The 12,862-nt window shown below is 56.0% G+C and carries 15 protein-coding genes; 7 read left to right on the forward strand and 8 right to left on the reverse strand.

Annotated elements, in window-relative coordinates; all coding sequences use genetic code 11:
* Positions 1-45: 45 nt before the first annotated feature.
* The 4 genes from MXAZACID_RS03900 to MXAZACID_RS03915 are packed head-to-tail and all read right to left on the reverse strand — an operon-like array spanning position 46 to position 5,100.
* The gene (locus MXAZACID_RS03900; RefSeq protein ID WP_008492786.1) at positions 46-2,010 is read right to left on the reverse strand and encodes an AAA family ATPase; all 1,965 of its coding nucleotides are present in this window, start codon (positions 2,008-2,010) and stop codon (positions 46-48) included.
* Between the two features lie 18 nt (positions 2,011-2,028).
* Positions 2,029-2,769: a PaeR7I family type II restriction endonuclease gene (locus MXAZACID_RS03905; protein WP_008492787.1), complete on the reverse strand. Its 741-nt coding sequence runs from the start codon at positions 2,767-2,769 to the stop codon at positions 2,029-2,031.
* The gene (locus MXAZACID_RS03910) at positions 2,770-4,521 is read right to left on the reverse strand and encodes an Eco57I restriction-modification methylase domain-containing protein (RefSeq protein WP_083878445.1); all 1,752 of its coding nucleotides are present in this window, start codon (positions 4,519-4,521) and stop codon (positions 2,770-2,772) included.
* Positions 4,522-4,530: 9 nt separating this feature from the next.
* Positions 4,531-5,100 (reverse strand): recombinase family protein, encoded by a 570-nt coding sequence (locus MXAZACID_RS03915; protein ID WP_039884708.1) that lies wholly within the window; start codon positions 5,098-5,100, stop codon positions 4,531-4,533.
* Positions 5,101-5,254: 154 nt separating this feature from the next.
* Between MXAZACID_RS03915 and MXAZACID_RS03920 the strand changes: the two genes are divergently transcribed.
* Entirely contained in the window at positions 5,255-5,509 is a 255-nt protein-coding gene (locus tag MXAZACID_RS03920; RefSeq protein ID WP_008492790.1) for a hypothetical protein, read from the forward strand.
* 349 nt (positions 5,510-5,858) lie between these two features.
* Here MXAZACID_RS03920 and MXAZACID_RS03925 read toward each other — a convergent pair whose 3' ends face one another.
* Positions 5,859-6,146 carry a conjugal transfer protein TraJ gene (locus MXAZACID_RS03925; RefSeq protein ID WP_008492791.1) on the reverse strand — a complete coding sequence of 96 codons (288 nt, stop codon included), beginning with the start codon at positions 6,144-6,146 and terminating at the stop codon, positions 5,859-5,861.
* Between the two features lie 393 nt (positions 6,147-6,539).
* Here MXAZACID_RS03925 and MXAZACID_RS18165 point away from each other — a divergent pair, with 393 nt between their 5' ends.
* The 5 genes from MXAZACID_RS18165 (at position 6,540) to MXAZACID_RS03940 (ending at position 9,830) form a co-directional block, all read left to right on the forward strand.
* Complete coding sequence (locus MXAZACID_RS18165; protein ID WP_008492792.1) at positions 6,540-6,755, forward strand: TraC family protein; 216 nt, start codon at positions 6,540-6,542, stop codon at positions 6,753-6,755.
* Entirely contained in the window at positions 6,752-6,982 is a 231-nt protein-coding gene (locus tag MXAZACID_RS18705) for a hypothetical protein (protein ID WP_144052642.1), read from the forward strand. Before MXAZACID_RS18165 ends, MXAZACID_RS18705 begins: the two co-directional genes overlap by 4 nt.
* Positions 6,979-7,737, forward strand: a complete 759-nt coding sequence (gene trbJ / locus MXAZACID_RS03930; protein ID WP_008492793.1) for a P-type conjugative transfer protein TrbJ — start codon at positions 6,979-6,981, stop codon at positions 7,735-7,737. The genes MXAZACID_RS18705 and trbJ overlap by 4 nt, the downstream gene beginning before the upstream one ends.
* 196 nt (positions 7,738-7,933) lie before the next feature.
* Positions 7,934-9,337, forward strand: coding sequence for a P-type conjugative transfer protein TrbL (trbL, locus tag MXAZACID_RS03935; RefSeq protein WP_008492794.1), 1,404 nt, complete (start codon positions 7,934-7,936; stop codon positions 9,335-9,337).
* Between the two features lie 202 nt (positions 9,338-9,539).
* On the forward strand, positions 9,540-9,830 hold the full coding sequence (locus MXAZACID_RS03940) for a hypothetical protein (RefSeq protein WP_008492795.1): 291 nt from the start codon (positions 9,540-9,542) through the stop codon (positions 9,828-9,830).
* A gap of 293 nt (positions 9,831-10,123) precedes the next feature.
* Here the strand turns inward: MXAZACID_RS03940 and repC are convergent, their stop codons facing one another.
* The 3 genes from repC to MXAZACID_RS03955 are packed head-to-tail and all read right to left on the reverse strand — an operon-like array spanning position 10,124 to position 12,095.
* Positions 10,124-11,014, reverse strand: a complete 891-nt coding sequence (repC, locus tag MXAZACID_RS03945) for a replication protein C, IncQ-type (protein ID WP_039884709.1) — start codon at positions 11,012-11,014, stop codon at positions 10,124-10,126.
* The gene (locus MXAZACID_RS03950; RefSeq protein WP_008492798.1) at positions 11,001-11,867 is read right to left on the reverse strand and encodes a helicase RepA family protein; all 867 of its coding nucleotides are present in this window, start codon (positions 11,865-11,867) and stop codon (positions 11,001-11,003) included. The genes repC and MXAZACID_RS03950 overlap by 14 nt, the downstream gene beginning before the upstream one ends.
* A gap of 3 nt (positions 11,868-11,870) precedes the next feature.
* Positions 11,871-12,095 (reverse strand): AlpA family transcriptional regulator, encoded by a 225-nt coding sequence (locus tag MXAZACID_RS03955; RefSeq protein ID WP_008492799.1) that lies wholly within the window; start codon positions 12,093-12,095, stop codon positions 11,871-11,873.
* Positions 12,096-12,187: 92 nt separating this feature from the next.
* On the opposite strand from MXAZACID_RS03955, the gene MXAZACID_RS19140 reads away from it, so the two are divergent.
* Positions 12,188-12,862: hypothetical protein (locus MXAZACID_RS19140; RefSeq protein WP_205619730.1), on the forward strand; the 675-nt coding region annotated here is incomplete at its 3' end.

Here is a 12,862-nt window from a genome sequence, read left to right on the forward strand (position 1 = left end):
ACGATGTTACGGCGCAAGCGCATGTCGAACTGGCATAATGGCAGCCTATTTCAGCAGCGCATTAAGGTGCTTGAAGGCGGCCTCGAAGCGGTCCTTTGTGGCATCTGAAACATCCTTCCAGAGCATGGCCACGTTCTCCGAAAAATAGCGGGCGGGGCGGTAGTGGCCGAACGCGCCAGCTTTAAACGGATTGGCTTGGAGATAGGTTTCGATGGCGCGCAACGTGCGTGGCTCCTTGGCGTTCAATGCTGTGGATGGAATCGGCGAATTCAATTCCTTGACGAACTCGGCATTGACAAGGCGCACATAGAAATCTCGCTCGAACATATCTTCCACGTCCGCCTCATTGGTCCTGGCAAAGTCAGCGTAAGTGGCTACCTGCTTCTTCTTGAGTAGCTTTTTCTTATAGAGGTCTTCGATCAACGCGCGGTCACTGTTCTGGATATCGAGTAGCGTGGCAACGTTCATTCCCTTCTGTGGGGCGAGCAGCGAAACGAAAGCTGGAACCTTGCCGCTGCCACCCGTGGGTGTAATCACCCAATCCTCGGAGAGACCCGTGCGGCCCTCGCGCTCAAGCTGGGCGGACATGGCCCGCAAGAACAACATGTCGGCTGGGCCTTCGACCACAAGCGAATTAGGGCCAATGAACAGCGTCTGCTGAATCTCGTAACCGAGCGCACCTTGCAGCGGAAACAGGCTGTCGTCGGTGGCGTCGAATATGTTGGTAAGAACCTTCGTGCCGTCCTGATCCTTGGGTAGCGGCTCCTTCGCGTCGATGCCCAAATCTTGTACGATCCGCACCCGCTCGAATTTTGTGGGATCGATCATAAAGGGCGAATGGGTGGTGTAGATCAGTTGGTGGGCGGACAACTCCGCCTCAAAGTACTTGAGAAGGTCGGCCTGCGCTCGCCCATGCAGCGAAAGCCCAGGCTCATCGAGCAACAGAATAACGTTCTGTTTCTGACGTTTAATATCCTCGTACCAAGCGAGAAATGAGAAGAACCAGACAAAGCCGCGCGAACGTGTGCGCAGTGGAGTATGCGCCCAATGCACGGTGTCATACACTTCTCCCCAGACATTAATACCTTGCCGCATGTTTTCTGGGTCTTCGGGTTTGGCATCGCGCACGTCGAACCGCATTTGGATGTGGCGATTCTGGGACCAGTATTTGACGATCCGGTTAGTAAGGTGGTTTCCGGCTCCTTCAAGCTTGTTTTTCAGTTTGGTGGTGTTCTTCGTTTCGACAAGCTTCCTGTGATCGAGGCGCGCAAGATTGATCAACCCCAGCAGCGGATAATCAGAATCCTCAAGATTCTTGGCGTTCTCACGAGCGATCAGGGCGTTGAGATTGGCTTGTCCCTCCATCTGATAGTATTCGTCGAAGTACAAAAACTTTGGCGCGCGAGGCCAAATCAACGAATTGAAGATATAGTGACTAAGGCCATTTTGGCGGACCTTAGCCACAAGCTCCTTCAGCCCATTGACAGCGCCGGTAGCTTCCGCCGCATCAAGCGCAGCAGCAAATGTATTCCAGTCGGCGGCCCCGGCGAGCGCAGTCTTGAGGTCGTCCGGCAACGCCGGATTGTCAGCAAGGTGTTTACGCGCAGCAGAGTCGTCCGTTACCAAGCAGAATCTGCTGTTGGCTTTGCCGTAATAGGTTTTGCGGGTGAAGGTGTTGCCTTGGAGAACCTGGGGCCCGAAAATCGAAGTGACGGCCTCCGCATCCTCCGCATCAAGTTCATAAAGGCACTCAACGACAACCGCCGCGTCGCGGTCCTCGTTCTCGACGGCAAAGCGGTAATCCTCGACCTCGCGCTTGGGATAGTCATAGGTCTCATCGAACACCGCATCGGCAGGAATAATGGGATTCGTGCGGTAAAGCGCCGTCAGAAGGGTTGTCTTTCCGGCCTCGTTCTTGCCGACAAGACAAGTGGTCTGGCCGTCCACCCTTATCGGTCCGGAATCCCATATGCTTCGAAACTCCCGGACAGTATATTCGCTCAGCTTCATCCATCCCCCCTTGTGTTATCAGCCCAACCGTGCCGCCTCTGCTGCGACGTGACCGGCCAAAGCAGCTACAAACGTCTTGAGGCTGGTCATAGATGACATTTCAGTGAAATGCCCGGTATTCACTGCGCTGCGCTCCGCAGCAATGACGGCGGCAGTAGTGTACAACTGCTCCTGTACCAATCGTTGACACAGCAGATCGTACCGCTTGAGATAGGATGCACCCTTGAACTCCTCGAACACTGGAAAGTGTGGCGAAGAGTCCTTTACAGCCCTGCGGGATTCTGGCGCATCCTCGACCATCATTAGCCACCCAACGAAGGGACGTGGTTGCTTGCCGAATGCCTCCTCCCGGAACGCCGTCCAGAGGTCATGTGCAGTTCCAATGGCTTCCTCGGTTCGGTTGTTGAAGTTGTTGCCGAACGATGGACCCACATGGCTTTTCAACTCAACGGCGGCAATCAACTCGTTCTTGTAGATCACCAAGAGGTCCCACAACTTGGTCGGTCGGAAATAGCCAGGCAGGGTCAGCATTGCGCGGTTTTGATAAAACTCGGCATGGGCTAGCCCGTTGGCTTTGATAATATCCAGCACCAACGCCAAGAATCCATCCATGTTCTTACCGGCAGTGACGCCTGCGCGTTCACCTTGATCGGCCTTACCCGACTCAATTTGCTTTTGCCTTGCTGCTTCGCGATTGCCCCAGAATGCTTTCACGGCCTCGCTGGATTTCCGTTCATAGTTGACAAGGTCGAGTGCCATTTATTCTCCATTGCCTCCGAGAGCGGAGCGTTCGTCGTGGCTGAGGCCATAAAGCTTGAACACCGCTCGGTTGCATGCTTGCATGTCCCGCTTGATGGCAGCCTCGGTCAGTTCACGGCGCAGGGGTTTGGATACATCAGCCCATAAAGGTATGCGAATACGACGCAAGTACTGCGCTTGGAAGCGCAAGAACCCACCACGCATTTTTGTTGAATATGTCGCAACGAACAAACGAGAGACGGCAGATAGCAGCACCGCCTGTAGTGCCCGCAAATTCCAGTCATCCGATATGACGTAGTAGAGGTTGTGGTGGGGATAGAGCGTGCCATTTTCGAAGACGACATTCGCCTTACCCTTGATGTCAGGGATCAGAAGCTTTGGCCTCGCGGCTAATGCAGGCGTGATACGGTCAATCGTGCGATACCAATTAGCTGGAATTTTTTGAGCGCAGTGACGTCCGGCAATCGCTTCTCGCCGCGCCTCAAGGTAACGGCGCAGGCGTGGATACTCACGTAAATCAACCAGCCCGCCCGGTTCTGCAAATGGGTTTATGACTCCCTGACCGCGCCACTTTACTTCTCCAGTCATGATGTCCTTGGTTGTCACCAAAGGCAGCTTTCGATCTGGCTCTACGTCGAGTGCCTCGAAATCCCCTATGAAGGCTTTATCAGCGCCGGTCGCGACACCGATCCCGACTTTTGCGCCTGCCTCTTCTAGCGAGGGGAAAGCACCTTCCAACCGGCGAATGAGAGCCATTTGGTCCGCCGACTCCAACAGCCACGGCTCAGAACCATTAGCGACACCCGCAAGCTCGCGCACCGAACCACTTTCTTTGGGCAACTCAGCGACGGTAAGCAAACTAGCCAGCGTGGTCAGCGTTGCGCGGTCGATGGCCGGACGGTGAGCGATGCGCGTTGCCCCCGGCGCCTCGCGGCTGATGATGGTAATAGCCGGGTATGCAACTACATCGGAATGAAAGGCTGGTGTATCCACCATATCCACATAAGCCTTCATGTGGAATTTGTTGGCGACGAGACTGCGCAGTGGCCCACCATAGCGGTTTTTCATCCAGCGATCCGCGCAAATGAAGCCCAAGGTGCCTCCATCTGACAAGACTGACAGTGACCGTTCAATGAAGGGAATATAGATATCGGCCCGATCATACATCGTCGTATAACGGTTGCGGTATTCGGCAAGAAGTGGTGCTGGTATCAGTTCCTGCCGAACATAGGGCGGGTTGCCCACGACAAAGTCGAATTGTCCGTCCAACGGCGCTCGCAAGAAATCGCCCTGCGACAACCAGAAATTTGCCAGCGCAGTGGCGGCATTCGCAGCAATACCATTCTGCCTGAGGGCTGCGATAACGGCAGTTCGAGTGCGGTGAAAAGTGCTGTGATGTAGTTCTACCGCCCGGATCGCATTAGCCAGATCATCCAGCGCCGAGCTGTGTGGCCTTACTGCTCGCCATGCAGCCAATAGTCTCTTGATAATCGGCAGCAAGAAGTCGCCACCACCAAATGACGGCTCCAAAAGTCGCTTTTCGTGAAGTGGTTGATCCTCTGTGTAGCCAGCTAGATCGAGAATAAAATCAACCACCTCAGCGCGCGTGAAAATGGCCCCGCGTGCATCTCCCTCGCTTTCTGTCGCCAACGCTTCAGTTGCCGCCGTAACAGGACACACAGACGCCACAAGTGACGTAGGAGCAATTTGAATAGGCGCGTTTTCGATGACTCGTTCTAGCTGTCGTCTCATTCTAAGTTCCTAGTGGCGTGCCGTTATGACACCGACGTGCTTGTAAAGGGTGGTCCGGGACACGCCATAGCGGCGAGCCACGTCAGCAACCTGAATATCAGGATCGCGCAGCAACGCCTTAATCTCACGCACCTGCTGATCGTCCAGTTTTGGTTTCCGACCGCCAACCCTGCCTCTAGCTCGCGCGGAAGCAAGACCGGCCTTGGTGCGCTCTCGGATCAAGCCTCGCTCGAACTCAGCCAGCGCAGCAAAAACGTGGAAGACCAACTTGCCCGCTGCACTGCCTGTCTCGATCTTCTCCGCCAAACTCTCGAAGCCCACACCTTGCTGCTCAAGCTCGGCCACGATCTGAACGAGATCGGGCAAACTGCGGCCAAGCCGATCCAGCCTCCAGACGACAAGGGTATCCCCAGCCCGCAGCGCCTTCCGGCACTGCTCAAGCTCCGGGCGGGCGGCGTTCTTCCCGCTGGCCGCTTCCTCATAAATCACGCCGCACCCAGCCTGCGTGAGAGCATCCCGTTGCAGGTCGAGGTGCTGATCATCTGTGGACACCCGAGCGTATCCTATGCGTTGATTCATTGACGCAACCAGAACATTGAAAACTTGACGAGTATGTTAACACCTATGGGCCGATTCGGGTAACCCCAGTAGGCTATTCTAGTAGTGTCCAAAAAACCACCGTTTTCTGGACGCTGGACCAAGCGGCTCACCGCCGATACCTTGCCTCAGGCGAATGGAATACCAGCAGATGAAAACCGTGGAGCCGAACAGTATGGACGACGCCAACGATGAGCTTTGGCATGACCTCTTGCACGCGCTTCAGCATGACGATGGAGCCGCCGCCAAGGAACACCTACAGGCCGGATTCCCGATCTACTACGTCAAGGACGACACCCCGGCGGGCTTGCTCATCAAAGAGCATCCGAACGGTCGGCGTGAACTGGTGCGGTTCAATAGGGCCGGAGATGAAGTCATCCGGGCGCTATGAGCCGCCCGCAGCTTTGGGTTATCGCCGGGCCGAATGGCGCGGGAATTGTATTGTGCAATCCAAAAGCATGTTCGTGGTTTCACACACGGCCGTTTCAGGGACAAAATCTACCCTATACGCCGTATCGAATGTACGCATCTTTCTGATTTTATTATGAAAATCTCTTGGCTTTGATGGCCGTGTGTGAAACCACGAATTACCGTGGGTAAAACCACGAAGGACGCGAAGACGTGCCACTCGGACGTTGCCCCCCCTCGGAAGGTCAGTGAGGCGACTATTTGACGGCTCGCCCCATAATTCCCGATAGCTCAGCCTGCATGGTCCGAAACTCGGTCATCATCTGGTCAACCTAGAACCGCCGGGCACCTTGTCCCGGCTTCTCGGCTAGCCAGAGTTTCAGCAGACCAGCCACCCGGCCAAGGTCGCCATTCACCCGCACAAGGTCGCCGACTGCCTGTAGGTCATAGACGGACTTGATGCGGTGATTCAGGCCCGCCGCCCGCATGTAGGCGGACAGGGACAGGCCCGCCCGCTCGGCCCGGTCGGCGATCTCGGCCCGTTCCTCCGGCGTCACCCATACCTCTATCCGCGCCCCTCGCGGGCGGCCTCCGCGCCTCTCTTTGGTGTCCTCGGTCATGCGCTTGCGCGTCCTCCTTTCGTGTCTGTCGCGGCAGCGACCGTGAGCCTCGCAGAGCAGGATTCCGTCGAGCCGCAGGCGAGTAAGGCCGGTGGTGGGCCGGTGCGTGCGTCAGCGCGTACCGGTACAACACACATCCTGCCATCCTACTTTGGTGCGACTTTAGACGACTTCTTAGTTCTCTGCGCATGTCTATGTTCAAAAAATTATTTTCATCAGAAAATCGCGCTAAGTCGCCTTAAGTCGCCTTAAATCTCCTTGATTCTCTCAAAGTCGCCCTAAGTCGCCTTTACTTTGTATTGACTGTGTTCTCTCATCATTTTCGTCCGTTGAAATCGATCCAGATTGGCCGATAATTCTCGTTATTGAAGACACCAAAACGAGGAATACTTGATGGCTCGAAAGACCCTCAACGCTCGGCGGATCGAAGCACAAAGAGAACTTGAAGAAGCTCAGGCAAGACTCACCAAACTTCAGAATGAGGCTGCCACCCGGATTGGCCGGATCGCCGTAAAAACAGGGTTAGCCGATCTTGGCCTATCCGATGATGAAATCAAATTGGAATTTGAAAAGATCATCTCAGGGATAAAACAAGGAGAACGATCATGAGTGTACGGCGCAAATTATCAGTTTTGCGAGATAGTCTTTCTCACATGCAGCGTGAATTGAGCAAAGGCCATGTTGACCTTGCCCAGCTTATTGCCGCCTCTATCGAGAATGAAATTGAAGATTGGTATTTAGACAGTCTTCGTATCCATCACAATGATCGCCACAAATACAGATTGCCTAATGCACATTGCCCTTCTTTTTGGTCGCAACAGGAGGCAGCGAAATGACCTATCTCGCGGGTAAGTCCGTGCGCCGCTTAGTGTTGGTTTTGGCTGCTAGCGCCGCTTCTACGTTTGCGCCACGTCCAGCATCTGCCTTCATCGTTTACTGCACAAACTGCTCAACCGTCTTTTCGCAGGTCATGCAGTATGCCCAGCAAGTCGAAACGGCGGCCAACACGGCGCAGCAACTTGAGACGCAGATTCAGCAATATCAGAACATGCTTTTGCAGGGGCTTTCTCTGCCGACAAGCGCGTTTCAGCAGCTAACCAGCAACATTACCCAAATCCAAAGCCTCTACAACAAAAGCACAGGGCTGGCCGGAAATTTGGCGAACTTCGATAGCAATTTTCAGTCGAAATTTCCGGGATATAGCACCTACCTAAATAAGATCGGCACTAATCCCAGCTACGTGCAGAGCTTCTATAACCAGTGGACACAAAACGGTCTGGACTCCAACAAAACCGCCATGGCGGTTGCCGGTGACAATGTAAACCAGATTCCGGCAGAGGACCAAACGCTTGCCGGTCTGGTCAATCAATCACAGTCCGCGCAAGGCCGATTGCAAGCCATTCAGGCCGGAAACCAGATTGCCGCTCAACAGGTCCAGCAAATGCAAAAGCTGCGCGAGATAATGAACGCGCAGATTCAGAACGAAAGCATGTACTACGCCCAAAATATACAACGCCAAGCGGTAGATAACGCTTTCACGCAAACCTACCAAAGCGGTGTCGTCGCAAATGACACCCCTCGGTCGTTCTAGGGAGGCCACTATGGTCACGATCTCGAAGTATGTAATGGGGCTTCTCTGCCTTGTATTTTTTGCGGCGGGAGTAGCTGCCACATCTTTCGTGGAACACAATCGTTCACGTCAGCCATGCACGTCATCCGCCGTCAAGCAATTCCAAAAAGGGGTTGTTGCACACGATAAGCCTCAGAGCTTTTGAGGATATTCCGCTATGGATACCCGAAAGATATTTGCACCAAAGTACGTTTTTCCAGTCCTTGCCGTAGTATGTACGCTGCTGGCTGCTCCCGATGCTTTTGCGCAAACTGTAACCCATTCCGGCGTTCAATTTGACGGCTTGCTGAAATTGATTCAGCAGAATTCGGCCCTTTGGAATGGCCGCCTTCTTGGTTATGCTGAAAAGCTGTTTTGGTCGCTGGCCGCGATACAGCTTGTCATGACGTTCATGCCCTTAGCGATCCGGCAAGCTGATATTGGTGAAATCGTTCACGAACTCATCAAGTACTCGCTTGTGATCGGTTTCTTTTATGAAATTCTCACACGATCAACCTATTGGGCCAACGCGGTTGTTCAGTCATTTCGAGACGCGGGCGGCATCGCAATTGGTCAATCGTCCGCCTTGCAGCCCAGCGACGTGTTCATGTTAGCTGTTAAATTTGCCAATACCATAGGCAACGTAAACACGCTGAATCCTCTGGTCGGCGTTTCAATCGGTCTGGCAAGCATATGCGTCCTTCTTTGCTTTGCTTTCATTGCAGCATTTATGGCTGTGACCCTCATAGAGTCCTACATCGTCGTCAACGCATCGGTACTTCTTCTGGGTTTTGGTGGGAGTCAGTGGACCCGCGAATACGCTATGGCAATGCCCCGCTATGCGGTGGCAGTTGGAGCAAAGCTCTTTGTGCTGACGCTGCTTGTTGGATTGATCTCCCAATCCGCGACCGCTTGGGAAAAAGCCTATACGCACACTGATAACGCTTCGATGTGGACGATGGTGGGTTTAGCCTTCACGTGCGCCTACCTCACCAAGACTATTCCCGATCTTATTCAGGGACTGATTTCCGGGATCTCCGTTGGTGGCGGCGGGACGATTGGCGGTATGGCTGCGGGCGCGGCTGCCGGAGCGGCCATTGCCACGGGTGGCGTCGGTGGCATCGCCGCCGGGGTTGCCAACGTCGCTGGCGGGGCCGCTGGCTCGGCGGGTGGGGCTGCTGCGGGCGGCGGTCTCGCGGGCCTGATTGATTCCGCCGTTATGGGTGGCACCAAAGCCGCCGGGGCGATGGGTGGCAGCTCCGGTGGCCCGAGTGCGGCCAGCACGATTGCGCCGCGCGTGGGTGGGGCGGCCAGCGCCGCCAAGCCGATGAACGGCACGGCCAGCACCGGGGCATCGTCGTCGGTTGGCAGGGCCTCGACCGGGGGCGCGCAAGCCAACGCGACGGCTCCGGCGCAAAGCGCCCCCGCTGGCACGCCCTCCGGCGCGTCTGACGCCGCAGCAGGGGAAGGGCGACCAGCAGCCCCAGCGGGCCGGAAAGGGCCTCCACGGCACCAGGCGGGGCCGCTGGTGGTGCACCTGCCAGCGGCTCCGATCTACAGCCAGGTCAAACGGCTTCATTGACGCCGGGCCGTGCCACACACATGGGCTTGGCGGGGGCTGTACGGACGGCAGGCGTTCTTGCCTCAATCTCCGTGCCGGGCATGGAAGGCGCGCATGGCATATCTCTTGGCACCCCGCCTACGGTGCCCTCGGATGACCCGGAGGACGACCCTACTAAAGGGCCGGACATTGAAAACGTGATCCAACCAGCCAAGGACAAGCCATGATTAATCTTCTCCAATACCTGCAAACCATGTTTGTTTTTACCCTTCTTTGCGCGGCCTTCGTGTTCGGGGCCTACTGGTTGTGTCAGCGGCTGCGCGCGCGGGGGCATGGCTCGAAACTGGACGCCCTTGCCGGGTGGCATAGCCGTATGTCCTACAAAGGGGCGCTTCATTCTTTGGAGGCGTTGCGGGCATTCCATAGCTTGCCGCTCTACGGCTCACGGCAACAGCGTGAAACCATCGACATGCTGATTGTGAGGGTGCAGCGGCATGGCGACTCCGAACGGTAACACTTCCTAGAAAACCACGAGAAGCCCGCTCAGCGGGCTTTTCTTTTGGCCGGACATCCTAAGAGGAGAAGGCCCCAAGGTCACCCCTGAGCCTCTCAATGACATTAGGTGGCTATGTTGTCCAACCCTTCCCATTTTGGTGCCTTTTAAACTGAGGCCGAAGGCCGATCCGCGAGCGATGGGCTGCGCCTTCAAGGCGCGGCGCTTCGCGCGCATTATGGATTTTCTATGGAAAATCATGGATCGGTTTTCCAAATAGGCCGCAAAGCCAAGCTCTGCCTAGCTTTTTTGGATTAGGCCGGGGAAAGATACCGTGGGGGTTGGGGAAAGATACCGTGGGCATCGGGGAGAGTTACCGTGGGGGGAGGCCGCCTAATTTCCCATTTCCCCTTGGCGTACTCATCCACTTTCCATCCCACGGCGACAAGCTCGGCCAGCGCCCTGCGGGCCGTCTGACGACGCTTCTTCATGGCCTCGGCGCTGGCATCATCCGGCCAGACGTAACTACAAAGCGTGTCCAGTTCCACACGCCGTGCTTTGCCGGGGTCGATCCAACCGCATAGGCGTTGATGAATTAGGCGGGCTGGGTCGGTCTGCAACGCCCGAACTTCGTTCATATTGATGCGGACATGCTGCCTACCACCCATGACGGCTTGGGCAATCAATGGGTTCAGAGCCACGTACAGTTTGCCGTCCTGCTCGTCGCTCGCATACTGAGATAGCAAATGAAAACCCTGACGCTTTTTGCCGTGCTGGACGATGATAGAAACCTTCCAGAGGCGTTCGATGCAATCGCGCACAGGCTTGGTGTCGTCGATGTTGGCATAGCCAATTTCACGGCTCAACGCCCGATAGCTGCCTTTAACAACCATAGCATTCTGTTGGACAGCTTCCCACTTTGGCTCAAGGAGTAGCCGAAGCTGTTGCCCGTCGTCGGTCCGAGGCTCAGGGGATAAAACAAGGCCCGATGGGCCAGCCATTGCCACCAGACCTTGCAAAATACGCAAATCGTCCGCACCCAGTGGCTCTGGTCCGCTGAACTCAATGCGCTTACCATCGCCGTAGTCATACACCACATCCAGCTTTCCGCGCTTGCGCTCACCCCGCTTAAGACTGCGGAACAATCCGGGCGCTAGACAATGACCGGGGTCATGGCGTGCGTGGGTCAGTTCATGCGCACCCACGCCACGCCTTCCTGTTGCTCTCTTGTTCGGCCTCCACAAGTTCAACGGGCAACAGCACACCGCCGGCTTGCCGCGAGTACCAGCGATCAAGCGGCGTAGCGTCATAGTTCTGCTTGGACACCCCGAACCGCACAAAATGGCCGCGGCGTTCATTGCCTATAGGCCGTCGGTCATAGGAGCGGTCGCTCCGCTCTTCGGCCTCTTTCTCGGTCATCTTTGCAACGAAACCGCACCAGCGGGCATTGTCGATCAGCGCGGAGGCGCCCCGCGCTGCCTGCTGCTGGTCGGTTTGGCCCTCGCGGGCGCTACCCTTACTGACGTGGTGCAGGTAAAGGACGGACGCCCCAGTGCTGGCAGCGACGTACTCCAGCGTGGCGACAAGCCGCGCCATGTCGCCGTTGCTGTTCTCGTCCAAGCTGTGAATCCGGCTCAAGGTATCCAGCACGATCAGCCGGGCGTCGGCGCAGAACGCAATGATCCGGGCTAGGTGCTGGTCGTTCATCACGTCCAAGCGCTTGCCCATGATAGGCTCAAGGGTCAGGTTTTCCGCGACGGCCTCACGTGCCTGCTGATTCAGGTGCTGGCCAATAGCGTGAACCCGGCAAACAAGCGCAGGCGGCGGGTCTTCTCCGGCCAGATATACTACGCGGCCAGAATGCGCAGGGGTGAGCCCCACAAGATCGCCACCGGCAACGCTGCACGCGATCGACATTGAGGCTTCCAATGCCCAAAAGCTCTTGCCCGTGGCTCCGGGAGCTACAAGCGCCCCGACTGTTCCTGCGAGAAAGCCGGGCCATATGAAGTCCAGTACAGGCGGGTCGCTCTCGAACGCCTCCCGTAAGTCAATCGCCATGGTTCACGCCCTTGAGCCGGGGCAAAAGGCTTGAATGTTCGACGCCTTGCGGGCTTCAATCCAGTCCTCAACCTCGGCCAAATCCCACGCTACATTTCGGCTGGTGAGCACAATCCGGCGAGGAAATTCCCCTCGTTGTTCCATGTTAAAAATCGTGCGCTCAGCCAACGGGATCATCGCATGAAGCTGGCGGCGATTGATGAGAGTTCTGTTCGTCGGTACGTGCATACTTTGGCCTCCTTCAGCATTTGCGAACTTATGCTTGATGGTGCCCTTCGATGCCGATTGCATCGACCGATTGATTGGCTAAAATGGTTGACATGAAGAATTTTCCCGTCATCCGAATCTGGGAGGGGTGTGATCCAACTGTCGCGGAAGCCATCAGGCAGTTTCAGGATCGCTGGCGACCGTACTCCGGAGCCTCGCGGGGCAAACGCATCGACCGTCTGATACAGGAACTCATTGATCCTGCTGTTGCCAGATACACAGCATCGCTTCCGCAACAGTATTTGAGCTACATGCCCGGCGCTGGCGGCGTCGTGACCCTCAGTGACATCGTTCGCTTAGTAGGACTTAATTCGATGGCTCGCCTGCAACGCCAGTTGCTGCGAGCGTTCGTCTCGACACGGGCCGAAGAAACCGCCAGAGATCAACGATTTGTTGCGACACTCGAAACATTGCTGGACTTGATTCGTGCTTGTGCCCGCAAGCCGCCCTTGAAGGCCAAATTACGCGACACCCGCTTGAACGGCAGACGCGCTCAAGAATTCTGCCGCCTTTGTGGTGCACCCGCTGAACTGACTGCTTTTGCAGTTGGGAACGACAACACCAAGCGAGATGATCCGGACGATGTGCTGCGCCTAAGCAGTGTGTACTGCACTGACCATCGCCCCCAATTGCCGAACGGCGACTGGAATCCTGCTTATCGAAAGGCAAAGCGGTCACTCGCGCAATTCGACATGGAGTTAGCTAGACTCACCAAACAATCGGGGAAC

The sequence above is a fragment of the Acidocella sp. MX-AZ02 genome, from assembly GCF_000306035.1.
Classification (GTDB): Bacteria; Pseudomonadota; Alphaproteobacteria; order Acetobacterales; family Acetobacteraceae; genus Acidocella; species Acidocella facilis.